The organism is Arenibacter sp. ARW7G5Y1, assembly GCF_003201775.1.
In the GTDB taxonomy this organism is placed as follows: Bacteria; Bacteroidota; Bacteroidia; order Flavobacteriales; family Flavobacteriaceae; genus Arenibacter.
This window is the reverse complement of the sequence record NZ_QJJZ01000005.1, coordinates 87,143-111,812: the sequence shown is the minus strand read 5'-3', so window position 1 is coordinate 111,812 and position 24,670 is coordinate 87,143. Positions and strand designations below refer to the sequence as shown.

General features: G+C 40.5%; 19 protein-coding genes. 6 read left to right on the top strand and 13 right to left on the bottom strand.

What is annotated here, in order from left to right; all coding sequences use genetic code 11:
- Positions 1–132 precede the first annotated feature (132 nt).
- From C7972_RS09200 to C7972_RS09190, 3 genes are read left to right on the top strand one after another with little or no spacing between them, the layout of a single operon-like run.
- Positions 133–675, top strand: a complete 543-nt coding sequence (locus C7972_RS09200; protein ID WP_110356062.1) for an RNA polymerase sigma factor — start codon at positions 133–135, stop codon at positions 673–675.
- Positions 659–1,255: a hypothetical protein gene (locus C7972_RS09195; RefSeq protein WP_110355881.1), complete on the top strand. Its 597-nt coding sequence runs from the start codon at positions 659–661 to the stop codon at positions 1,253–1,255. Before C7972_RS09200 ends, C7972_RS09195 begins: the two co-directional genes overlap by 17 nt.
- A gap of 40 nt (positions 1,256–1,295) precedes the next feature.
- Complete coding sequence (locus C7972_RS09190; RefSeq protein WP_146216290.1) at positions 1,296–2,810, top strand: hypothetical protein; 1,515 nt, start codon at positions 1,296–1,298, stop codon at positions 2,808–2,810.
- Between the two features lie 75 nt (positions 2,811–2,885).
- Here C7972_RS09190 and C7972_RS09185 read toward each other — a convergent pair whose 3' ends face one another.
- The 3 genes from C7972_RS09185 to msrA all read right to left on the bottom strand — a co-directional run bounded on the left by C7972_RS09185 (position 2,886) and on the right by msrA (position 6,494).
- A complete protein-coding gene (locus tag C7972_RS09185) occupies positions 2,886–4,214 on the bottom strand; it encodes a Gfo/Idh/MocA family oxidoreductase (protein ID WP_110355879.1) in 1,329 nt (442 codons plus the stop codon).
- On the bottom strand, positions 4,215–5,606 hold the full coding sequence (locus tag C7972_RS09180; RefSeq protein WP_110355878.1) for a DUF1080 domain-containing protein: 1,392 nt from the start codon (positions 5,604–5,606) through the stop codon (positions 4,215–4,217).
- Positions 5,607–5,828: 222 nt separating this feature from the next.
- Entirely contained in the window at positions 5,829–6,494 is a 666-nt protein-coding gene (gene msrA / locus C7972_RS09175) for a peptide-methionine (S)-S-oxide reductase MsrA (RefSeq protein ID WP_110355877.1), read from the bottom strand.
- Positions 6,495–7,068: 574 nt separating this feature from the next.
- On the opposite strand from msrA, the gene C7972_RS09170 reads away from it, so the two are divergent.
- A complete protein-coding gene (locus C7972_RS09170) occupies positions 7,069–7,305 on the top strand; it encodes a hypothetical protein (protein ID WP_110355876.1) in 237 nt (78 codons plus the stop codon).
- Between the two features lie 60 nt (positions 7,306–7,365).
- Here C7972_RS09170 and C7972_RS09165 read toward each other — a convergent pair whose 3' ends face one another.
- A complete protein-coding gene (locus tag C7972_RS09165) occupies positions 7,366–8,667 on the bottom strand; it encodes an APC family permease (protein WP_110355875.1) in 1,302 nt (433 codons plus the stop codon).
- A gap of 429 nt (positions 8,668–9,096) precedes the next feature.
- On the opposite strand from C7972_RS09165, the gene C7972_RS09155 reads away from it, so the two are divergent.
- Entirely contained in the window at positions 9,097–11,754 is a 2,658-nt protein-coding gene (locus tag C7972_RS09155) for a PAS domain-containing sensor histidine kinase (RefSeq protein ID WP_110355873.1), read from the top strand.
- A 13-nt stretch (positions 11,755–11,767) separates the two neighbouring features.
- Positions 11,768–12,184 carry a response regulator gene (locus C7972_RS09150; protein ID WP_110355872.1) on the top strand — a complete coding sequence of 139 codons (417 nt, stop codon included), beginning with the start codon at positions 11,768–11,770 and terminating at the stop codon, positions 12,182–12,184.
- 522 nt (positions 12,185–12,706) lie between these two features.
- Here the strand turns inward: C7972_RS09150 and acs are convergent.
- The 9 genes from acs to C7972_RS09105 form a co-directional block, all read right to left on the bottom strand.
- Entirely contained in the window at positions 12,707–14,614 is a 1,908-nt protein-coding gene (gene acs, locus C7972_RS09145; RefSeq protein ID WP_110355871.1) for an acetate--CoA ligase, read from the bottom strand.
- Positions 14,615–14,888: 274 nt separating this feature from the next.
- Complete coding sequence (locus tag C7972_RS09140) at positions 14,889–16,586, bottom strand: sodium:solute symporter family protein (protein ID WP_110355870.1); 1,698 nt, start codon at positions 16,584–16,586, stop codon at positions 14,889–14,891.
- A 106-nt stretch (positions 16,587–16,692) separates the two neighbouring features.
- Positions 16,693–16,953: a DUF4212 domain-containing protein gene (locus tag C7972_RS09135; protein ID WP_110356061.1), complete on the bottom strand. Its 261-nt coding sequence runs from the start codon at positions 16,951–16,953 to the stop codon at positions 16,693–16,695.
- A gap of 80 nt (positions 16,954–17,033) precedes the next feature.
- Positions 17,034–18,110, bottom strand: a complete 1,077-nt coding sequence (locus C7972_RS09130; RefSeq protein WP_110355869.1) for an anhydro-N-acetylmuramic acid kinase — start codon at positions 18,108–18,110, stop codon at positions 17,034–17,036.
- A gap of 45 nt (positions 18,111–18,155) precedes the next feature.
- Positions 18,156–18,815, bottom strand: coding sequence for a bifunctional 2-polyprenyl-6-hydroxyphenol methylase/3-demethylubiquinol 3-O-methyltransferase UbiG (locus C7972_RS09125; protein ID WP_110356060.1), 660 nt, complete (start codon positions 18,813–18,815; stop codon positions 18,156–18,158).
- Between the two features lie 5 nt (positions 18,816–18,820).
- Positions 18,821–20,386, bottom strand: a complete 1,566-nt coding sequence (locus tag C7972_RS09120; RefSeq protein WP_110355868.1) for a glycoside hydrolase family 3 protein — start codon at positions 20,384–20,386, stop codon at positions 18,821–18,823.
- Entirely contained in the window at positions 20,376–21,650 is a 1,275-nt protein-coding gene (locus C7972_RS09115; protein ID WP_110355867.1) for an MFS transporter, read from the bottom strand. Before C7972_RS09115 ends, C7972_RS09120 begins: the two co-directional genes overlap by 11 nt.
- A gap of 71 nt (positions 21,651–21,721) precedes the next feature.
- Positions 21,722–23,233, bottom strand: a complete 1,512-nt coding sequence (locus tag C7972_RS09110) for a glycoside hydrolase family 10 protein (RefSeq protein WP_110355866.1) — start codon at positions 23,231–23,233, stop codon at positions 21,722–21,724.
- Between the two features lie 81 nt (positions 23,234–23,314).
- Complete coding sequence (locus tag C7972_RS09105) at positions 23,315–24,658, bottom strand: RagB/SusD family nutrient uptake outer membrane protein (RefSeq protein ID WP_110355865.1); 1,344 nt, start codon at positions 24,656–24,658, stop codon at positions 23,315–23,317.
- Between the last annotated feature and the right edge of the window lie 12 nt (positions 24,659–24,670).

The following is a 24,670-nucleotide window of genomic DNA, read 5'->3' as shown; positions in this document are numbered from 1 at the left end:
TTTAAGATTTATGATAAAAATACTATTTTTTGCAACATTTCGATCATTCCATCGTCCTTTAGGTAATTGGGATTTATGGGGAATGCTCTAGGTGTTGTAAAACCCTCCCGCCAACCAAAGAAACTGGCCAGAATGTTTCAGATTGATATTGTAGAACAATGTAAACGTAATGATCGCAAAGCACAATTAAAACTGTACAATCAGTATTGTCAGGGCATGTTCTGTGTTGCCATGCGATTTATAAAAAATCCGGACGATGCGGAAGATATTGTCCAAGAGTCCTTTATTAAGGCTTTTCAAAAAATAAACCAATATAAGGGCCAGGTAAGTTTTGGGGCCTGGTTAAAGCGGATCGTAGTAAACAAGAGTATCGACTTTTTAAAATCGCAACAACTTAAAACAGTGGAATTGAATGAAGGGTATATGCATGTGGCCGAAGATGAGGATTGGTCCGTAGAGGATTCGGTCACGGTAAAGGAGGTAATGCATGCCATAGCGGGGTTGCCCGATAAATACAGATATGTGGTACAGTTATTTTTGGTAGAGGGGTACGATCACAATGAGATATCCGAAATACTGGGTATAAGTTATACCGCATGTAGAACAAGGTTATTAAGGGGAAAAGGACAATTAAAGGAAATGTTAAAATCGAGTAAGTATGTCGCAAGATCTTAGAGATATGTTCAAGAATTCCAATACGGAAATAGTGCAATCCATGAAGGATGGGCATGAACAGCGTTTTATAAAACGAATGGAAGTGGAACTACCGGTTGCTAAGGGGCCATCCTTGCCATGGTTTAAAATTGCTGCTTCCATAATTATGTTGACTGGCTTAGGAGCCTACATTTTTATGAATTGGAATAACACAGAGCCTTTGGAAACAATTATAGTAGAAAAAAACAACTCCGCCACGGAAGAAAGGGGTATTTCTCTCGGCGATCTTTCCCCGAATTTAAAAAAGGTTGAAAATTACTATATGGTCAATATCAATTTGGAGCTTTCCCAATTAAACATTTCAGATCGTAACAAGGCCTTGGTGGATAGTTTTATGGAGCGGTTGGAGGAATTAAATGTTGAGTATAAAAAATTGAATATAGAATTAAATGAAATAGGCCCCAATGATCTGACTATAACGGCATTGATCAAGAATTTACAACTGAGATTACAATTACTGCACAAACTAAGGGATAAGTTACAGGAACTGAAAAAAATTGGGGACGAGGCAGGAGTAAAAGACCTGGTTACCATAATATAAAAAGGTTATGGAGTTAAAAAGGAAAAATAAAATAGTACAGATGAAGAACATAATAGAGAAAATTGGAGTTATGGTGACCATAGCTCTAGTAACTGCTACAAGTGGTGTACACGCCCAAAAACAATCCAGAACATTTCATGAGAATTTTAATGTGGCCAATGACGTGGTATTGGAAATAAACACCAGTTATGCCGATATAGAATTTGAAACGTGGAACAAGGATCAAGTGGATGTTGTGGCCGTGGTGGAATTGGAAGATGTCTCGGAGGCGGAGGCCAACAATTACTTCAACAATGAACCCGTTAAGATTGTAGGGAATAGTAAGGGGGTAAGTGTAAGCACAGGTATGGGGCGCCAAGAATTCATCACTTATAATACGGATGATATAGATATCGATTTTTTAGATCAATTTAATGGGGTAGGGGGAGCCCAGAACATAGCACCACTTGTAGAACTGCCAGAGTTGCCAGAAGTGATGGAATTGCCTCCACTTCCCCCAATGAACATACAACCTTTTGATTATGAAGCCTATAAAAAGGATGGGGAAGCCTATTTAAAGAAGTGGAAAACTGAATTTGATAAAGGTTTTGATAAGGACTATCAGCGTAAAATGAAAGAATGGAGCAAGCATATGGAATTAAAGCAGGCTGAAATCCATAAAAGAAGACTTGAAATGGAAAGGAATAGGGAAGATGCCCAACAAGAGCGTTTGGAGAAATTACAGTATCTACAAAAGCAACGAGTGGAAATAGCCGAAAAAGTATTAGAGCATAGGGGGAGGGCTATGGAGTTGAAACAACGGGCAAAAGATATTGGAAACAATAGCAAGACAATTACTATTGAGATCGATACGGTAAATGGGGTTAATAGTGAATTTGTAGTTTTGGACATACCCCACCCCAATGCACCCAATGTTTTCTATTCAGTAAAAAAGGGAGGGGATAAAAATTTTAAGGTCAAGAAAACCATTAAGATTAGATTGCCAAAATCGACCAAAATAAAGATGAACGTAAGACATGGGGAAGTTATTTTGGCCGATAACACCAAAAATCTAAGTGCTACTTTATCCTATTCCACCTTATTGGCCACTACCATTGACGGGGATAAAACCAATATTGATGTTTCCTATTCGCCGGTTAGTGTGCAAAAATGGAACTATGGTAAATTAAAGGCAGATTACTCAGAGAATGTAAATATCAAGGAGGTTGAAAACCTTACCCTTAGTGCTACTTTTTCCGACGTGAATATTGATAACCTTTTGAACAAGGCCTTTATAAAAAATAATTTCGGCCCATTGACCATTAAGTCCATTTCCAAGGATTTTACCGATCTGGATATCAACCTACAAAATGCCGAATTACGGTGTATATTGCCCAAAACCGCATTTAATATTGCGGTAAACGGTAGCAATTCGGATTTGGTTTACCCAAAGGAGCTACAATTGGTAAAAACTAAAAATGGTTATAATACCCTGAGTAAGGGATATCATATAAACAAGAGTAGTGGCAAGTCCATTATCATAAATTCCAAGTTTACGGAAGTTGTTCTACAGTAAAGGGAATGATCATGACCAAAAAGAGGGGGATTTTCGATAGAAAATCCCCCTCTTTTTTTATAGGAAAAACAAGTATTACAATGTAGGCTCCCATCCATTTTGATATTCCCTTTTCCAATGGGACATGGCCTCATCATCATTCTTAACCTTACCCGTGGTTGGATTGATATGAATGGTCCTACCCACGTCTTGGGCAATATTACCTAAATGACAGAGCATAGTGGAAATACTGGCATCATTTATGTCGGAATTCAAGGAAGTGTCCTGACGTATGGCACTGAAGAAATTGTGGATGTGATTAACATCCAAACCACCCATTCCCATGGTATTGGTAGTAGCACTTTTAACCCCTTCTTCCACCTTCTTGATTAAACTACCGTCCAGATTATAAAGGTTGTATTCATTTCTACTCAAAGTAATCATCCCCTTACTTCCGTAAATAGTGGCTCCCCTTCCAGGTTGCTCCGGTTTTATCAGGCCCCTACTATGACCAGTCCAGGTAATAAATTTATCATCATCATACTTGTAGGTAACCTGTTGGTTGTCCACAAACTCCCAATCGTCTTTAAAGGTATACTTACCGCCAAAGGAGGTTACACTGTTAGGAAGGTCCACACCCAATGCCCAACGACAAATATCAATTTCATGGGTGCCATTGTTGTGGATTTCCCCAGTGCCCCAGGTACGGAACCAATGCCAGTTGTATGGATGTACATTGTCCCTGTAGGATTCCCTAGGTGCCGGTCCTTGCCATAAATCCCAATCCAATGTGCTAGGAACCTCTATCTTATTCCCAATACCAATAGAACCCCTATTGCTGGAATAATAGGCTTCCCCTTTGTACACTTCTCCAATGATACCTTCACGTATTTCCTTAACGGCCAATGCGGAGCTTTGGGAGGAACGCTGCTGATTTCCCATTTGCACCTTTTTGCCATATTTCTTTTGTGCGGCAACCAATAGTTCATTTTCGTGTGGATTGTGGCTACAGGGCTTTTCTACATAAACATGTTTTCCTGCTTGCAAGGCCATGATAGCCATTGGAGCATGCCAATGCTCTGGGGTTGCTATGAAAACGGCATCAACTTTTTTGTCCTCCAATACCTTTCTAAAGTCCTTTTCTACCTTGGGAATATAACCTATATTCTTTTTGCACCATACATTGTGCTCCTCCAAGATTTGGTCATCTACATCACAACTATAGAGTATTTTGGCGTTGGGGTCTTTATGTATGGCCACGAAGTGGGCCTTGGCCCTGCTTCTCACCCCAATGACCGCAACATTTATTCTGTCATTGGCCCCGATGATATTGCTGTAACCCATACTTGGCATTATTAAACCGCCCAAGCTAAGGGCAGCGCTGCCTGCTGCCGTTTTTTTAATAAAATCTCTTCTCGTTTTCATTTATTCGCTTTTGTTTATGCTCTTAATTTTAATGTTTTTGAAAGAAACCCTATCCCCATGATCTTGAAGCAGGATGTGACCTTGGTCTCCTTCGCCAAAATTTGGCCATTTCACATATTTACTTTCGGATACCAATTTACGATAATCATCACTTTTCCTTTCATACTCCAAAACCTTGGTTCCATTTAACCAGTGTTCAACATGGTTGTTGATCGATTTGATATGTGCAGTGTTCCATTCCCCAATGGGATTGATCGGCTTGTTGGGGTCTGCCTGGATAAGATCATAAAGCGAAGCTACCGTTCTGCTGCCATCGTGATTTCCCAACTTGGCATCTGGATGGCGAGCATCGTCCAGAATTTGATATTCAAGACCAATGGAAGATCCAGGTCCTTTATTAAGATCGGTATTCACATAATACTTTATACCACTATTGGCACCTTCGGAAAGCTTAAAATCCACTTTTAATTCAAAATCGCCATAAATATCTGTGGTTACTATATCGCCGCCAGCGGCAGATTCTTCACCGCCTGATGGCAATACCGTAAGAATACCGTCTTCAATTTCCCATCCCGACTCAGGAAAACCATCCAATCGTGCACCACGCCAACCCTTGGTAGTTTCCCCATCCCATAACAATTTCCAATTGTCTTTTTCTTCACCCACTGTAAGTTTGTTCTTAGTGGTAATAGGGGTCAAAGGTGTTTTTCTGGAATAGGTTTCCAAATTGTCTGTTAGTATTTTTACATTCTTCCAAACAATTTGGGTTCCTTCGGTTTTATCTTTTCCAATGCCATGAACCTGAAGCGCAATAAAGCCACTTGCAGTTTTATCATCTATTAAATAGGAGGCCGGTACGTCGTTGATCCATGTCTTTATGGTATCCCCTATAGCTTCAATTCTGTAGTGATTCCAATCATTTTGTTTAAAGGCTTTTTGTGCCTTTGGATTATTGTCCAACGGATTTAACCAACCCCTTCTGGCTTCATCATAAATACCCGCACTCCATGCTCTTTCTGATGGATCTATTTCTACTTGGTATCCGTGTACTCGACCGTCCATGTACGTTGGCAGGCTATTGCTCCTAATCTGGATTCCAGAGTTCATGGATGGATCAACTTTATATTCCAATTCTAGAATAAAGTCCCCGTACATTTTGTTGGTCGTCAAAAAGGAATTGGGAGTGTTGTGAACTGTGGTTCCAACAATAGTGCCATCGACCACTTCGTATTTGGCTACTCCACCTTTTTGATTCCAACCATTTAGGGTCTTACCGTCGAATAAATTGATCCATGGTGTGGAGTCCTTTTCCGTTCCTGCGCAACTTATTAATAAGGATCCCATCAAGAGGGTGGCAAATAAAAAGGATGGGATTTTTGATCGTACTTTCATTTTTTTAATCTTATTTTAAAATGTGAGCTTGAAAGGTATAAAAAAGTGATTAAATATTGTCTTTATACACTAAAATTAGCCCAATCGTTAAATTAAAAATCGACTAGAAAATGGATGTTCCCGCTTATTGTTACCTGCCTGGGCACAACCTATAAACACTCTCCCAGTGAGGTTAGGTGGTAACCATTGGGCCTTGATTCCAAAATTTGTGATGTGGTTAATTTAATGGGACCCCTCCTTTAATAATTCAGGAAATTTGGCCTGAAATCTTTTTAATCTTGGTACGGATACGTTTAGTATATAGGAATTGTTGGGATTGTTTTTTTCATAATCCTGGTGATAGTCCTCGGCTTCATAAAAAACACTAAAGGGTTTTACTTCCGTAACTATGGGTGCTGAATAGACTTTATCCTTAGCCAATTGGGCAATATAGTCCTTTATGATTTTTCTTTCGGAGTCATTTTTATAGAAGGCAATGGATCTATATTGAGCACCTTTGTCGGGTCCCTGTCTATTTAAAGTAGTGGGGTCATGGGAACCAAAAAATACTTTTACCAAGGTTTCAAAAGAAATGACTTTCGGATCGTAATAAACCTCTACCGCTTCGGCGTGGGTGGTTCGGCCGTAACCCACCTGTTCATAAGTGGGGTTTTTTTCCTTGCCACCCGAATATCCGGATACGACTTCCTTGACCCCCTTAACACTTTCAAAAACCGCTTCTACACACCAAAAACAGCCGCTGGCAAAATAGGCGGTTTCATATTCCTGAAGTTCACTTGGAGTGTGTTCCGTGAGCATTTCAGTTTTTTGGTCCGTTTTGGTTTTTGATAGACAACTGCTTGCCGTCAATCCTAAAATGGTGAATAGGGTAATCTGTAAAAGTCTCATAGGTGAATTTCTTACAATTATTATATGCTATTTTTTGTGGTCCAACCAACTTGGATGGGGCAACAATTATCTAACTACAAAAATCCTGCCTTTTTAAAGGTAAGACAGTTTAACCAAATGTATTGCTTGTAAATATTTTTTTCTTTAGTATCCGTATATCCAAAATACTTACGTTTTTCTGCTTAAAAGTATTAAAATATCATTTCTATTTCAGCCTTTAGGGAAGGGAAAGGATTTTTATCGATAAAAGGTATTCACGTTAAACCGAAGCTGGGTGTATGGAAATGATGGATGCCAGATATGGAGTAATACAATTTTTAATATGGTATAAATATCAGTTTTATACTACAATGTTGGATTGAATAGGGCTTTCGATATCAAATATGCTGTAGGAATAACCGATTAAAAACAGATATCATCGATTAGCGAATACCAACCTACTTTTCATTCACCGAGCATTCTCTGCACTTAATCGAGAGATTTGTCAGATACCGAAAAATAAGGGGGTTTAAACGATTTGTGACCTAAACTTGGGTGCATGTGGCGTTAAATTTACATAACAAAACAACGCATCATGAAAACGCTTTTAACTTTAATTTTTGTTCTTTTTATCGGAGTAACTGCTCAAGCCAACAATGTTGGACAGGAAGTAAAGGTTGAAACGGCTACCATGAGTATTGTTACTGCCACTCCAAATGAAGTTACTGTTAAAAACGAGAACAAAGTGGCTCGTTTGTACATGTTCAAAAATTCGAAGATTAAAAAAGAATTGTCTTTCACTACAAAATTGAACAAGGCTAAATTGGCTTAATTACAGCGTACAATACCTCTATACATTTTGATTTTAAGTTATTGGGTTGTGTTGTTACCCCTATTTTCCCTTCCCTAATTTATCCTTAAGGAAGTATAGCAAAGTAAGCAACGCAATATAAACCCCAAATCCAATAACCTCTTTGGGTTCTAGGTTGGATAGCAACCAAACAATGATGATAATCGACAATATGGGTACCAAGTAACCTCCAGGTATTTGAAATTCTGGTTTGGTAGATTTACCCGATTTTCTTCTCGATTTTATTACAGAAAGGGATACACCTAGATAGACCAATAAGATAGATGCACTTGAAATAACGGCCAATTGTTCAAACCCTCCCAGGGAGGCCAATAAGAATCCTATTGTAGCATATGTAATTATCGCGATATAGGGGGTGGAATATCGGTCATGGATTTTAGAGAGTGGTCTTAGGGGAAGTACATTGTCTTTTGAGGCCCTAAAAAGTACCCGCGGCATACTCAATACTTCACTACTTAAATTTCCTAGCATAGAAATGGCAGCTCCTATTGTGATTATGGTCAAACCCACGGGGCCAAACACCTGTTGTGCCACCACGCTTAAAGGATTTTCGGTATAAGTGGCCAAGGTATCCCCTAGCACGCCCTGTGAAACCGTTTGTATTAGTATATACAGGATTAAAACCCCAGTGATACTTATAAATATAGCTCTTGGAATAGTCCTATTGGGCTTTTTCACCTCGCCACTTATAGACAATCCGGTCTCGGCGCCCTGAAAGGCAAAAAACAGAATCAGGGATATAGCACCTACTTCCGAAATTGTCGGGGTAGAATCGATTATAAGGTTTTCCAAGGAAATATGACCCCATGAAAAGGAAACCAGTAATAGGAGAGGAATGAGTTTGGTGAGGGTAATTGTTTTAACCAAAACCATTCCCTCCTTAATACCTCTAACGTTAATATAGCCCAGTCCTGCAAATAGGATAACAAAAACGAACGTCCTAACAAAATTGGATTTAAAAAAGGGAAAAATAGACCCCAAAACGTCTACCAAGGCATTGGCAACGGCACCGTCTGCCGATAAGGCGGAAAGTGCAAATAGAATTACCGTTAGAAAACCACAATAGGGTCCAAAAATTGTTTCAATATAGGTGTAGGCACCTCCTGAAGTAGTTACTTTACTACCTATTTCGGCAAAACAGAGCATTACCAAAGCAATTAACAGACCACAGAATAAATAAGCGTAAATACTGGAAGTACCTAGTCCGGCAGCAACTATGGCAGGTAAGGCAAAAATGCCGGCGCCTATCATAATATTTACTAAGTTGGCACTTAGGCCCCAAACACCGACCTCCCTTTTTAAATGTTCATTGGTTTCTTGCATTGGTCGATTTGTTTTATAGGGGCGACCTAATATACTGATTTTATGGATAATTGATTTTCGCCTTAAAAGGTGTTCCGGAATGTGCTGTTATCCATGGAATTCCTTAAGTGGAATGTGTATCGTTTAATGGTTGATCCAAGTTAATTTTATTCCTCCGGCTCTATAGGGCCAAGGGTTCCGTAGTGTTATTAATTTCATTAAATGGACCTTAAAGATTGGTCGTCACCATTTTATGTAGGAAAAATGTGCTAATTTTAACAATTGGAACCGAATTTTAAACAAGTACTTGAGTTTTAGGGCCATATGTATGTATTTCGACCTGGTCTTATAGTTGGATATAATTAAAGGTACTTCTTTCATATTACTGATTTGGAAATACCAATAAACGTTAATTTTTGGAATTTTTTTCATTAATCTTAGGGATTGAGTATGCACAAAAATGATTTAAAATTAAGTGGGGAATATAATAAGATCTTTATTGAACAGGCACCTACGGCCATCGCGATGTTGGATAGGGACATGCGTTATATTGCAGTATCCCAACGCTGGATATCGGATTATAAAATGGAAGGCAAGGAAATAATTGGCCGTTCACATTATGATATATTTCCGGAAATTGGGGAAGATTGGAAAATAAACCACCAAAAATGTCTTAATGGAGCTATAGATATTTGTGAGGAGGCACCGTTTAAGCGTGCAGATGGGACTATACAGTGGATCTATTGGGATGTACGGCCTTGGTATATTTCGGAGGATAAGATTGGTGGTTTGCTTATGCATACCGGAGACATTACAATTCAGAAAGAAAAGGAAAGGGAAAGGGCCCGCATGATCGAAATATTGGACAAGACCAACGAAGTGGCCCGTATAGGTACTTGGGAAGTGAATCTTATAAAGAATGAAGTTTATTGGAGTAAGATGGTGTGTGAGATTCACGAGGTGCCCGATGATTATAAACCGAGTCTGGAATCGGCCATAAACTTTTATAAGCAAGGAGAAAGTCGGGATACCATCCAAAGGGTAATGCAAGAAATCATGGCAACAGGGGAACCTTTTGATATTGAAGTTGAAATAGTGACTGCTAAAGGCGCTTCTATATGGGTACGGGCCATAGGAAATGGAGAATTTGTTGATGGAAAATGCGTTGGCCTTTTTGGGGTCTTCCAGGATATTAATGAACGAAAGCTGTCCGAGCATGCATTGAGTAAGGCCAATGCCGAATTAAGGGCCATATTCAATTCCAAGACCGTTGCCATTATCACAACCAACGATAAGGGGATTATAAACAGCTTCAATTATGGTGCGGAAAATTTATTGGGTTACTCTGCTTCTGAAATAATCGGAAAAAAAGCACCTGGTATTTATACAGTGAAGGAAGAGGTGGAAAAATTCATGTTGGATATGTCCCTTAAATATGGACAGGACCCGCGTCATTTTGATCCTTTAAAGGAATTGGCAGAAAAAAATGAGTTTGATGTTAGGGAATGGACCTATATTAAGAAAGATGGTACAAGACTAACGGTTCAGGTAACATTATCGGCCATTAAAAATGAAGAAGGTGAATTGATCGGATTTTTAAATGTAGCCTCCGATATAACGGAAAGGAAACAAGCGGAGGTTGAATTATTACGAAAAAATCAGCTACTCAATTTTGCGGAACGTTTAACCATGATCGGCAACTGGCAATGGAATACAATTACGAATGATGTGATATGGTCTTCCAATTTATATGAGATTTTTAATGTTGAAGAAAACACTCGGTTGACTTACGATACCTATTTTTCATTCGTGCATCCTGAGGACAAGGACATGGTAACAGACCATGTGCAATATTCCTTGAAGGAAAAAAAATTCCCGGATTTATTGCATCGGATCAAGTTAATGGATGGGACGGTAAAAAATATTCAGCTTTTGGCAGAAATTATAACCAATGACGCTGGAGAGGTAATTGAATTGGTAGGTACATGTCAGGATGTAACGGAACAACGGATGGCGGAAATAAAATTTCGTGGACTGTTGGAATCGGCTCCTGATGCCATGGTGATCGTAAATGAAGCCGGGAAAATTCATATGATCAATAAGCAGGCGGAAAAATTATTTGGTTATAGTGCTAAGGAATTAGCGGGTGAACCCGTGGAAATTCTTATTCCCGAAGATTATAAGGGCAAACACTCCGAACATCGGTCGGATTTCTTTGCCAATCCCAAAACACGGGATATGGGTGAAGGAAAGGATTTATATGGAATTAACAGGAAAGGGGAATTAATTCCTATACAAATTAGTCTTAGCCCACTTAAAACGGAGGAAGGAGTATTGGTATCCGCTGCCATTAGGGATATTACGTCCCAAAAATTGGCAGAGCGAAGAATATTGAAGGCCAAGGAAGAACTGGAAATTTTTTCTAAAAAATTGGTTTCAAAAAACGCAAAATTGGCCGATTTCACCCATATAACCTCACACAACTTAAGAGCCCCGGTGAGCAACCTAAATTCACTTTTAGGTTTTTACAAACTTGCCGAAAGTGAAGAGGAGCGTGTGGATCTTTTTGAAAAATTTGAAACCGTTATAAATCACCTTACACTAACGCTCAATACCTTAGTAGAGGCCTTAAATATAAAGAAGGATAATACCGAGGAAACACTGGAGGATATTGAATTCAATTCGGTCATGGTTAAAACACAGGAAATACTATCTGGTGAAATTATGGGTACAGGGGCCGAAATTAAAAGTGATTTTACAAATTTCCCACAAATTGCCTATAATAAAATTTATTTAGAAAGTATTTTTCTTAACTTGGTAGGAAATGCCCTAAAATATAGGAGTGCCGATAGGGTACCTAAAATATTTGTGTCATCGGGAATTGAAAATGGTAAAAAATTCCTGAAGGTTTCGGACAATGGGCAGGGTATCAATTTAAAAAGGCATGGCCATAAATTGTTTGGTCTAAACAAGGTCTTTCATAGACATCCCGATGCCAAGGGGATAGGTTTGTTCTTGACTAAAATGCAGGTCGAGGCGCATGGCGGGTCTATATCGGCAGAAAGTGAAGTAGATGTGGGTACCACCTTTAAAATTAATTTTAATTAGATATTTAGATATAATGAATAGTACTTTAAATGTATGTATTGTTGACGACGACGACATTTATCAGTTTACAATGGTAAAAACATTGCGATCCTTAAAGTTAACCGATAGTATTATGGTTTTTTCCGATGGAGAGGAGGCATTGGATTTTATGTTGGACAATCTACACAATGATAAGGAGCTTCCCGATGTGATTTTTTTGGATATTGATATGCCTATAATGGACGGATTTCAGTTTATGGAGGAATATGTAAGGATAAAGCCAAAGTTGGGAAAAAAAATAACGATATATATGGTGTCTTCATCTGTAGACCCCGTTGATATTGATAGGGCAAAGAAAATAAGTGAAATTACAGATTATATTGTGAAACCAATAACCCACGATCAGTTAACGGGTATCATCAGGGAATTGGATAGTAGCGGAGCATTGTAATTGAATTGCTCCCTTTGTGGATTATATTTAAGCCCTTCGTTCATTGGAAGGGATTTTCATGTGCCTTATTCTCCTTTGTATAAGTTGGTAGGATTGTTCCATTATAATGGGGTGGTCGGTGGCAGGTGTAAAATAGAGTTATTCCGTTTCATAGTTGACTTTAAGGTAAGTAGGACAAACATATTGCCCTTTGCCCATAAATTATAAGGTCGTTGTTCCTTGGAAAGTAGATGCTTGTCTTTTCTTATGTTCAACCGGTTCTTTTTAATGGTCCAGTCTTTAATTTCTGTAGTATTTCGGAGCGCTTTAATTATTACCTTGTTTTAAGGGGGGCAATACTAATTGGATAGGGGAGGGAGTATTCCTTGAAGTAAGCCGCATTAGTGATTGTAGCGGCATCCTTTTTTAGGCCAATGGGGAAAGTATTAAAAACATCTTTGATGTCCTGGGCATAAAAAAGATATAGCGGAAAGCACGGCCACTTTATGTTATTGTATAAAGTGGCAATGCCCCACTAAATAATTATAGTACGTTGTCCTTAATTTCTTCTACTACTTCTGGGTTTAGCAGAGTGCTGGTATCTCCCAAATTGTTCATGTCCCTACTGGCAATCTTACGCAATATACGTCTCATGATCTTGCCGGACCGGGTCTTGGGCAAGCCAGAAGTGAATTGTATCTTATCCAGTTTGGCAATGGGGCCTATGTGCTCCGTAATGATTTGGTTGATCTCGCTCCTTAAATTATCGTGGTTACGTGATTCTCCCGTTTCTTTAAGGATTACATAGCCATAAAGGGCATTGCCCTTTATATCATGAGGGAAACCTACTATAGCAGATTCCGCCACGGCAGGGTGTTCGTTTATGGCATCCTCTATTGGGGCGGTACCCAGGTTGTGGCCAGATACGATGATTACGTCATCTACACGACCGGTAATCCTGTAATATCCCACCTCGTCCCTTAACGCGCCATCCCCAGAAAAGTATTTGTTGGGAAAGGCTGTGAAATAGGTTTCCTTATACCGATCGTGATTGCCCCAAATGGTACGAGCCATTCCCGGCCATGGGAACTTGATACAAAGCCGACCTTCTACTTGGTTGCCTTTGAGTTCCTGGCCCTGCTCGTCCATCAATGCCGGTTGTATCCCAATAAATGGGAGGGTAGCATAGGTGGGTTTGGTGGGGGTTACATAAGGTATTGGAGTTATCATAATGCCTCCTGTTTCTGTTTGCCACCAAGTATCCACAATTGGACTATTCTTTTTACCTATAACATCATTGTACCAATGCCAAGCCTCTTCGTTGATGGGTTCTCCAACGGAGCCCAATACTTTTAAAGAAGAGAGGTCGTGTTTTTCTGCAAAGGATATGTTTTGTTTGGCCAAGGCCCGTATAGCTGTAGGTGCCGTATAAAATTGGTTCACCTTGTGTTTTTCCACAATTTCCCAGAAGCGCCCAAAATCCGGATAACTGGGTACCCCCTCGAACATAATGGTAGTGGCGCCATTGGCCAAGGGACCGTAAACAATATAACTGTGCCCGGTAATCCAACCTATATCGGCGGTACACCAATAGACATCGTTTTCGGTATACTGAAAAACATTTTTGAACGTATAGGCCGTATACACCAAATAGCCAGCGGTAGTATGTACCATTCCCTTGGGTTTTCCTGTGGAACCAGAGGTGTACAATATGAATAAAGGGTCTTCGGCATTCATTATTTCAGGAACACAATCCAAATAGGCATTCTCCAACAGAGGTTGGAGCCATTTATCGCGACCTACCTTCATGTTTATTTCGGCATTGGTACGCTTTACCACCAAAACCGTTTCAACCCCGGGGCAATCCTCAAGTCCCTCGTCTACAATTCCTTTAAGATCAATGGATTTTGCCCCTCTATAGGAGCCATCTGAAGTTATAACCAGTTTGCAGTCACTGTCATTGATGCGTGTGGACAGTGCGGTTGCCGAGAACCCTGCAAACACTACTGAATGAACAGCCCCTATTCTGGCACAGGCCAAAAGGGCAATGGACAATTCCGGAATCATGGGAAGGTAAATACACACCCGATCCCCTTTTTTAATGCCTTGGTCCTTTAATACATTGGCCAATTGGCAGACGCGCTCGTGTAATTGATGATAGGTAATATGCTGGGCTTCCTCCTCCGGATTGTTAGGCTCAAATATAATGGCCGTTTTTTCGCCTCGGGTAAGCAGATGCCTATCTATACAATTTTCAGTAATGTTAAGCTGCGCACCTTGAAACCATTTTATCTCCGGCTTTTCAAAATCCCAACTTAAAACCTTTTCCCATTTTTTTCTCCATAAAAAATGTTCTTCGGCCACTTCACCCCAGAAATTTTCTGGTTCTCGAACCGATTTTCGATAAACTTGGTAGTACTCTTCTAAATGTTTAATGTGATAATTGCTCATCGTGTTTAAAAAATTTCTATAAATTTATATAAATCATCCATAAAAGGACGGTTTCATTCAAGGATTTTATTATGGAAAGGCTGTTTTTCTGAGAAACTCTTAAAGCGGTCAAAGTCGGGATGACCAATTTATTGGCACCGCCAAAGGTATAATACCCCGAGGCTTGCCTCGAAAATTAAAGTTCGCTTCCTATGAATGCCTCGTGGGCTTGCCCCGAGGTAGTTTACTTTTCCGTTATTTCCAGGAAGCTGCCCTTAACCTTTCCACAAGACCGTTAGTGGTCCACGGCTTCTCCAGCACCACTGGGAATCCTTATATTCTCTACTATTTCCTGCACTTCCTCTGGAGGTTCCGGGGTAAATCTATTGATGACCAAGGCCACCACAAAGTTCACGATCATGGCAACGGTTCCAAAGCCTTCTGGCGATATCCCGAACCACCATTCCGACTTATCCGGGATTTCTCCCAACCAGCCCAATTTAAATTTGGCCATATAAAATAGCATTAGACTAATTCCTACTATCATACCGCCGATTGCACCTTCCTTGTTCATTTTTTTATAAAAAATTCCAAGGACGATGGCAGGAAAGAAGGATGCGGCCGCCAGTCCAAAGGCAAGGGCCACTACAGCCGCCACAAAGCCAGGGGGGTGGATTCCAAAATACCCTGCAATTACAACTGCTACGGTAGCGGCACCCCTTGCTGCCCAAAGTTCGCCTTTTTCAGAAATATTGGGTTTAAAAACTTTTTTGATCAAATCATGGGAAACGGAGGCCGAAATAACCAATAACAGTCCGGCAGCGGTACTCAATGCTGCTGCCAGTCCTCCTGCAGCCACTAGGGCAATTACCCAAGCGGGAAGGTTGGCTATCTCCGGATTGGCCAGCACCATAATATCATTATCCACCGTTAGTTCGTTCCTGTCCTTATCGGCCACGTATTGAATGATGCCATCCTTGTTTTTGTCATCAAAGGTCAATAATCCCGTTTCTTCCCAGTTTTTGAACCAGGCAGGCATAAGGCTGTATTCTTCATTGCTCACCGTATCTATTAAGTTTATTTTGGCAAAAACGGAAACAGCGGGGGCGGTGGTGTAAAGTATTGCGATAAGCAACAAGGCCAGTCCGGCAGATTTCCTGGCATCCTTAACTCTTTTAACAGTAAAGAACCTAACAATAACATGGGGCAATCCTGCCGTGCCTACCATCAAAGCCAAGGTGATGGCAAAAACATCGATGACCGATTTGGTTCCATCTGTATATTCGGCAAAACCCAACTCGGTGGAGAGTCCGTTTAACCTATCCATTAAAAAGGTTCCGGAACCATCGTTTAAGGTAGATCCCATTCCAAGTTGCGGAACAGGATTGCCTGTCATTTGGAAGGATATAAAAATAGCCGGGACCATAAAGGCAAATATAAGTACACAATATTGTGCTACCTGGGTATAGGTAATTCCCTTCATGCCCCCTAAAACGGCATAAAAAAGTACTATGATCATACCAATGATCACCCCGGTATTGATATCAACCTGCAAAAATCTGGAGAAGACTACCCCTACACCGCGCATTTGTCCGGCCACATAGGTAAAGGAAACTATTAAGGCGCAGAAAACGGCTACCATACGTGCGGTGTTGGAATAGTAGCGATCCCCTATAAAATCGGGAACGGTAAACTTTCCGAATTTCCGCAAATAGGGGGCAAGGAGTAAAGCCAATAGCACATATCCTCCGGTCCAGCCCATCAGATAAACGGAACCGTCATAACCTGCAAATGCAATTATTCCGGCCATGGAAATAAAGCTGGCTGCGGACATCCAATCGGCTGCCGTTGCCATTCCGTTGGCAAGTGGGGATACACCTCCACCGGCAACATAAAATTCTTTGGTTGATCCGGCCCTGGACCAGATAGCTATTCCAATATATAGGGTAAAGGTGATTCCTACGAGAAGGTACGTCCAGACTTGAACACTCATTTTTTAAGTTTTTTGGTTGATATTTTGGATTATATTTTTTGTCAATTGGGTGGTAGGCCCAAAGGGATTTTGGTGTGGATAAGAGAATTTGGAAGAATCAAAACGCCTATTCGTTGTAACCATACTTTTTGTCCAACTTGTTCATAAGACGAACATAAACAAAAATCAATACTACAAAGACATATATAGAGCCTTGTTGGGCAAACCAAAAGCCCAATTTGAAGCCACCAATCTTTATATTGTTCAAGGCATCTTTAAAGATGATTCCGGCCCCAAATGATACTGCAAACCATATGGCTAGAAGAATAAACAGATAGCGTACATTTTCCTTCCAATAGGCGGTTGCCTTTTTTTGTTTTTCACTCATTTTTACCCTTTTGTTAGATGTTGGTAGATTGATTAGGTACCCAAGATAAGTATTTGAATTAATATACCAAACGATATGTTTTATGCCGGCAAATAAATAACCCCACCATAACAATCCCTTTTGGCACCCGTTACGGAACTCAGGCAATTGTTTTTTTGTTCTTCCCGCAAAACGCCCATGAGGGCAAATACCAGAGCTTCCTTGAATTCGATCAGCGTTTTTGATGGGGAAACAACCATTGTTTCAGGACCCAATTTTTCTTGTAGGCAGTCCATCAGGAAAGTGTTTAAAGCACCTCCCCCGGTAACAAATAAGCTTCTATTTGTTTTATTATTCTGAGTATTTACCTGTATGGCTATCTGATCACAAATATGGTGAATGGCAGTGTGCAGTAAATTTTCAATGGAATCCGAAGTGGAATCCACTATGGGTACTACTTTCTCCACAAACCATTCATAACCTATAGATTTGGGAAATGGCAATTTATAGAACTCCAAGTTGTTCAGACGGTCCAGCATGGGTTGATTTATTTTTCCCGTTCGTGCCAAGGAGCCTCCTTTGTCGTAATTGAGTTTTATTTTTTGGGTGATATGGTTAAGGATCATATTGGCGAGTCCTATGTCGTATGCCCGTCTCTTGCCGTTTTGCTCAAAAGAAATATTACTTATTCCACCAAGATTAAGGCAATAGTGATATTGCCCAAAAAAGAGTTGATCGCCAATGGGTACCAAAGGTGCACCCTGTCCTCCCAATGCAAGGTCGTTGGTACGGAAGTCGCAGATCACCTTGGTGGCACTTTCGTTGGCCAGGTGTTGGCCAGAACCTATTTGAAAAGTAAGTCCGTTTTGGGGTTGGTGGTGGGTGGTATGGCCATGGCTGGCTATAAAATCGACTTCCAGCCCATGAGATTCTATAAACTCCTTGGTTTGTATTCCCAACCAAGTTCCATAGGAATTATGGAATCGCAGCAATTGGTCTGCTGGGAGGAAAATTGAATTTTTTAGTTTTTCCTGCATTTCCTCGTTATACGAAATACTATGGGTCTGTTTAATTTCAAAATCCCAAGCGTTGGAGGTCTCCCATATATGGCAATATGCAAGGTCCAACCCGTCCAAGGAGGTGCCGGACATTAACCCTATAACTTTATATATCTTCATCTTTAACCTAATAGTGTTGTTTTAGTTTATAATTGGGGCATTTTATTACGAGAGTATAAATATTACGGAAACGGGTTTGTTGTTATCGTTGTTGACTTCTTGACATTGATGTAATTGAAGTCCGGCTTTCTTGAAGACGGACATCCATGATTCAAAAGTACGGGCGTACCAAGAGTGGCCTTCTGTGAAATTGCCGGGAAGTCCTTTCCAGGAATCGTTGATCCATTGACTTTTGTACCCCAAATCATTTTGTAAAAGGAAAAAAGGATGAAGGGTCTGGATGGCGATATAACCATTTTCCGATAGCGATTTTTTTACTTGCCTTAGGAGTTGGCTGAGCCCTTCCCTTTGATAAAGGCAAAAGTTGAAAACAGCTGCATCATAGGGTGCTTTAGGGATAGGGTTTTCCAATATGATTTCTTCGTAGGACATTTGAAAATAGGTTCCTTGACCTTTGTTTTTTGCATTTTCCAATAATTGGGGAATGGCATCCATTCCTACTGCAGATTTTCCCATCCCCATCAAGGTTCTAGTGAGCCAACCTTCGCCACAGCCCATATCCAATATTTTAATTGCAGAAGAATTTCCTAAAACATCCAATATGGCTTTATTGGTAAATTTTCTGGATTCGATTTCGGCATTGTCAATTACCTTGATCCACTCAAGGGCATTTTTATTCCAAGAATCGATTGTGTTTTTTTCCATGTCCATTAATTCTTTTTAGGGTTGAGAGAAACAGCTAGGCCTCCCTTTGCTTTTTGATTTCCCATGAAATGGGCAAAGGCCATATCCTGAAATTCCGAAAAATTTTGATAACCCAATACTATGGCTTCGGCCGATTTATAATTGATGAGGTTGAGCACATAAGGGTTTCCAAACACATATAGAACAACTTTTTTTGTTTTTAGCAATTGCCGAAGCAACTCCAGTTCTTCGGTTTTGAGGTCAAAATTGTTCTGGGGCTTTACTTTTGGTGGGTAAAGGGCTATTAAAATGTTATTCTTATTTTGAGGTCCTTCACGGGCTATTTTGGCTACCTTTTCTGCAAATATTTGATTGGCTGGTCCCCCAAAGACAAGACAGGAAAAACCATCATTTTTAAATGTATGTACAAGGCTCTCACTACCGGTAAATAAGGTGATGCTCTCCCTGGCCAATCTTTTATTTAGGGCAGTGGGAGCTTCCGTGCCAAAGTCAATTGGTTCGGGGGGCGTGAAGGCATGCTCCTTTAATCTCCATATCCGTTTAAATCGCACTTCTATTTCAGCAGGGTCTGCATTTTCCAATATTTTTAGAATTCCTTCCATCGTGTTCTCTGCAAAACAAAGGATATCGTTGCCAGCGTCGAAAGCCCGCCATTCCAGTTGCCCTTTTTCGGGGAACATTTTGCTAACGCTGTGCATGTTCAAGGCATCGGAGATGACCACACCGTTAAAATTCAGCTCTTGGCGTAAGAGTCCCTTAATTATGGTTTTGGAAATGGTGGCCGGTACGCCTTCTCCGTTATCCAAAGAGGGAACGGATAAATGACCGACCATAACGCTATCCACTCCATTTTTTATGATCTCGCTAAAGGGATAGAGTTCGTTTTCCATCAGGGCTTCCTTGGATTTTTTAATGATTGGCAAGCCAAGGTGGGAATCGGTTGCGGTATCCCCATGTCCTGGGAAATGTTTGATGCAGCTTAAAACACCTACACTTTTAGCCCCTTTGATAAAGGCAATTGCTTTTTTGGTAACGTTTAATTTATCCTCGCCAAAAGAGCGGTAACCAATTACTGGATTATTGGGATTGTTGTTGATGTCTACCACTGGGGCCAAATTCCAATGTATACCGGCTTCCTTGCAGTCGCGGGCTATTCGTTGTCCCACTTTAAAAATAAGCTCATCGTTGTCTTGAATGGCCCCTAGCGTTATAGCATAGGGGTATTGGGGAGTGTTTTCTATGCGCATGGCCAATCCCCATTCCGCATCAATACTTATGAGCAATGGATATTTTGCCGCTTTTTGATAGCGTTGTATAAGGGTTTTAAGGGTGGAAAGGCTTTGTTCGTTATATACGATTCTCTTTTTGCCTTCAAAATTAGTGGCGGCACTGGCCCTGCTATGAAAAAAACAGAGTCCACCTATATGCTGTTCGGCAATAAGGTTTTCCAATTCCTGAATCTCCTCCTCCTTATCATTGATGAAGGCGGCAGGCATAAATAGTTGCCCAAGTTTTTCCCTTAGGGAAAGCGTGTTGGTTGCCGTTTTGTATGAGTCTATATTAAATAACATCGGTATTCGTCTTTTTGCCGTAATCGGCTGGGTATTTAATAAATCTTAAAAGAAAAAGGGCTGGTAGGGCAGCAATAACCACCCAAACAAAAAAACCACCATATCCGAGCCATTCCTGAATGTAACCGCTGATCATTCCGGGCAGCATCATACCTAGGGCCATAAAACCGGTTGCAATGGCATAGTGCGAGGTTTTTGAAATTCCCTCGGCAATATAGATGAGGAAGATTAGAAAGGCGGCAAATCCAAACCCATAACCAAACTGCTCCAATACTACCGTTGCAACCACAGCTACTATACTGGTGGTTTTGGTCAGTGCAAGAATTGCATACATGGCATTGGGTACATTCAAAGACAGGACCATGGGCAGCATCCATTTTTTTAGTCCATCCTTGGAAATCAAGATTCCTCCGAGGATACCTCCCAAGGACAACATAATTACTCCGACCGTTCCGTAAATGGTCCCGACCGCCTCCGTGGAATATTCCAATCCTCCAGCTGAAGTTTTATCCAGCAAAAAGGGGGCAGCCATTTTTACCAACTGGGATTCTCCAAGACGATAACTTAAAATAAATGCCAAGGCAATTCCAATATTGGGTTTCTTAAAAAAGGAAATAAATACATCCAAAAATCCCTCAGGTTTAACATGGACAATAGCTTCGGATGTTTCATATTTTGGAGTGACAAAAAAGTTGGCAATGGTCAATATCAACATTAAAACGGCAGCGGCGATCATAGTAACGGACCATGCCTTGGTATTGTCCCCGTAGTAGTTTTCCAAAAATCCGGCAAGGATAACAATGAGTCCTTGGCCAGTAATCATTGCCAACCTGTAAAAGGTACTTCGCATGCCCACAAAGAAGGCTTGTTTCTTCTCTGTAAGCCCCAACATATAATATCCGTCAGATGCAATATCGTTGGTTGCGGAAGCAAAAGCCGCCATCCAAAAACAGGCCAAAGTAGTGGTAAAGAATATGGATGTAGGAACGGTTAGTCCCACTCCCAAGATAGCAAGGGAAATTAATAATTGCATGCTCAAAAACCATTTTCGTTTGGTGCCATTCAGATCTACAAACGGACTCCAAAGGGGTTTCAATACCCATGGAAGGTACAGCCAGCTGGTGTATAAACCTATATCTGAGTTACTGATACCCAGTTTTTTATACATTATTACCGAAACTGTAACTACAAGTACGTATGGAATGCCTTGTGTGAAGTATAAAACAGGAACCCATGCCCATGCCCACTTGTCTTTTTGAATCATTTTGTTGGATTTTTATTTTCTAAAATTGATTTTATTTTGTTGTTCATGAAGATATTAAATCTTCTTTGACATTAATTTATTCTGATGATTTGGGGTTTACTTTCCTGTCCAAAATTATTTATAAAAGTTAAGGCCAAAAGTTTTTTTCCTTTGAATCCCGAACTGTCAAAACTGAAATGTTCGGAGTCCGAAAGTGGTATTTTTGCCACTAATCTATCCGTGTTTTCCAGACTTAATTTTGATTCTTTTTTGGCAAGATACACCAGCGCATATCTTAAATTTTGTCTTTCCGTGGATGGTAAACTGAAATGTAGAAGTCCGTCTTTCTCTTCAAACTCGGTTTCTACAATCTCATTGTCAAATACATTTTTTTGAAGGGGCGAGGTAGGGGGCAAAGCTATATTGTTATAGTATTTTTTCTTCAATATTTTGAGCACATCCTCTTTGTTGGACATTAGGGATTTGGCACTGAAAAACACATTGCCGATTACGTTTTTATTTTTCCTGGCAAATCTTATTTGGTTGGGAAGTTCTTTTTTCCTGTCCCAAGCTTTGTCACTATTGTTTCTTATTTTGTAAGGTCCGTTGCCAATATATAGGTTGGTGTTATGGCTGTTTTTGGACCACCAGTCCACAATTTTTTTATGGGATGCCACGGGTAGATCCATGCTCCAGTATACCTGGGGTACCAAATAGTCTATCCAACCCATTTTCATCCATAACAATGGATCGGCGTACAGGTCCTCATAAGTGGTCTGACCCGCTTTGGTATCCGATCCTCGCGGGTCGGTAGAGTTGTTTTTCCACACTCCGAACGGACTGATGCCGAACTGTACCCAAGGTTTTATGTTTTTTATGGTTTTATGTACGTTTTTTACCAGACTGTCTATATTGCTTCTTCTCCAATCTTCCAAGGACTGTTGTGGTTGTGCGTATTTGGAATAGGTTTCCGTATCCTCAAAAGTTTCATCCGTTATTTTATAGGGGTAAAAATAATCGTCAAAGTGAACGGCATTTACATCATAATTGGCAACTACTTCTCCCATTATATTTGTTAAATGCTGTTGTACTTCCGGTAGGCCAGGATTGTAATAGTATTTTTTTCCGTATTTCAGCATCCAATGTGGATGTAGGTTGTAATCATGGTCCTTACTTAAGATTTCCAGTTTTTCGTCGAACGTGGCTCGGTAAGGGTTAAGCCATGCGTGAAACTCCATTCCTCTGGCATGAGCTTCCTGTATCATCCAATGTAATGGGTCGTAATAAGGTTCGGGGGCAGTGCCTTCATTACCGGTCAAAAATCTTGACCAGGGTGAGTACTGGGATGGATAAAAGGCGTCACCAGCGGCTCTAATTTGCACTATTACGGCATTAAAATTTAAATCTTTATAAAAATCAAGGATCTTTAAATAGTCGAGTTTCTGTTTTTCAATATCGTCAAGGCCGCTTTTTGGCCAATCGATATTGACTACGGTGGCTATCCATACCCCCCTGAATTCATGTTTGGGTGTTGGTATGGAGGGTTTGAATACCGAGCAGGAGGTGAGAGATAATGCAAGTAATATGGCAATTCTTTTGAACATATGTAACATTGAGTGTTGAAATAAAAGGCCTAGCATTTAAACATAAATGTAGGCCTTTTAAAATGCAAAACAATATTTTCCTTAAATTGATGGATCGGCGGGAGTATTGCTGTTGTTGTCCCTTTCAGTGTTAGGATATGGATAAAAGTTTCTATTTCTTTCATCTGTAAATACCTTTGCACTTGTACTGGGTTCAGGTCGTTCAAACCTTCTACTGTCCTCCAAACTAGTTCCCGTTAAGAACAGCTCCAACCTGCGGTTAAGGTAGACCTCGTCCAACAAGGCGTCAATGGAGGTGTCGCCGGAATAAGCCGAAATATTGGCATTTAGGCCAAAGGCATCATCACTATCCGTTCTAACGTTGTTTATGGCCGTTACTGCAGCTGTAATATCAACTGAAGTTTTTCTAAGATTGGCCTCGGCAATAATCAGGTTCATTTCGTCCGGTAGATAAACAGGAATGGATTCCGTGCCGCTTTCCTCATCAAAGAATCCTGCAAGGTCCTCAATTGGCAACTGGTTTATGTTTAGTTCATCCAAAGGAACCAGATAGAAATCAATACGACCATCTGCGGGGTCTATTGAAAATGAAGCGGGCAAGCCAAAATTGTCCCTAGGTTTAAAATTGGGAACCCCATTTTGAAAAACCCTGCTCCATACCGGATTTATATTCTGCGAATCATAGGTGAATACGGAGGTAGAGGATTGGTCAACTGAGCCCGCCGCTGAAATTGCAGCATCATAATTCCCTGCAAATAAATTGTATCTGGCCGACATGGCTTGTAGGGTGTTTTCCAAATCTATGTTTCCCCTCAAGATCTCTGAGCTGAACTCGTCCGATATTGGGTTGGATGAAATAAGGTTTTGGGCTTCATTGAGAAGTGCTACGGCGGTATTATAAGCCTCTGTTCGGGATACAAATGCTGCATCCCCATCTTGGCCGATTGCTACAATTACTTGTTCATAGTTCTGAGCCATACTTCCTATGGCCATTGCCTTGAATAAATTGGCGTAGGCAACTAGCCCACTTTTGGTTCCGTCATTGATGTTCAGATCAGGTGCATTTTTTGCAATATCTTCTGAAATCGACATAACCCGAAGCATAGTAGACCAGAGTCCAACTATATTGGAGGTAGAGTTTGGAATGTCTCCACCGTCCTCAAGATCTATCATATTCTGAAAGGTAGTTGTGATACCAGCCTCTCTCGTGGTGACTGCTGGTGTTTCTATGATCCACCTGAGACCGGTAGTGGAATATAATTGCTGCATACCTATGGTTGCTGCCAATATGCCTTCCCTGGAAGAAAAAACCTGGGCGTCCGTTGCGGCATTGGGATTGTCAAAATCGGTTTCGCAAGATGATACGGCCAAGACGGTCATCAATACTGCAATTGCCTTTATGTTAAAATTTAAATATTTTTTCATCGTTCTTTTTTT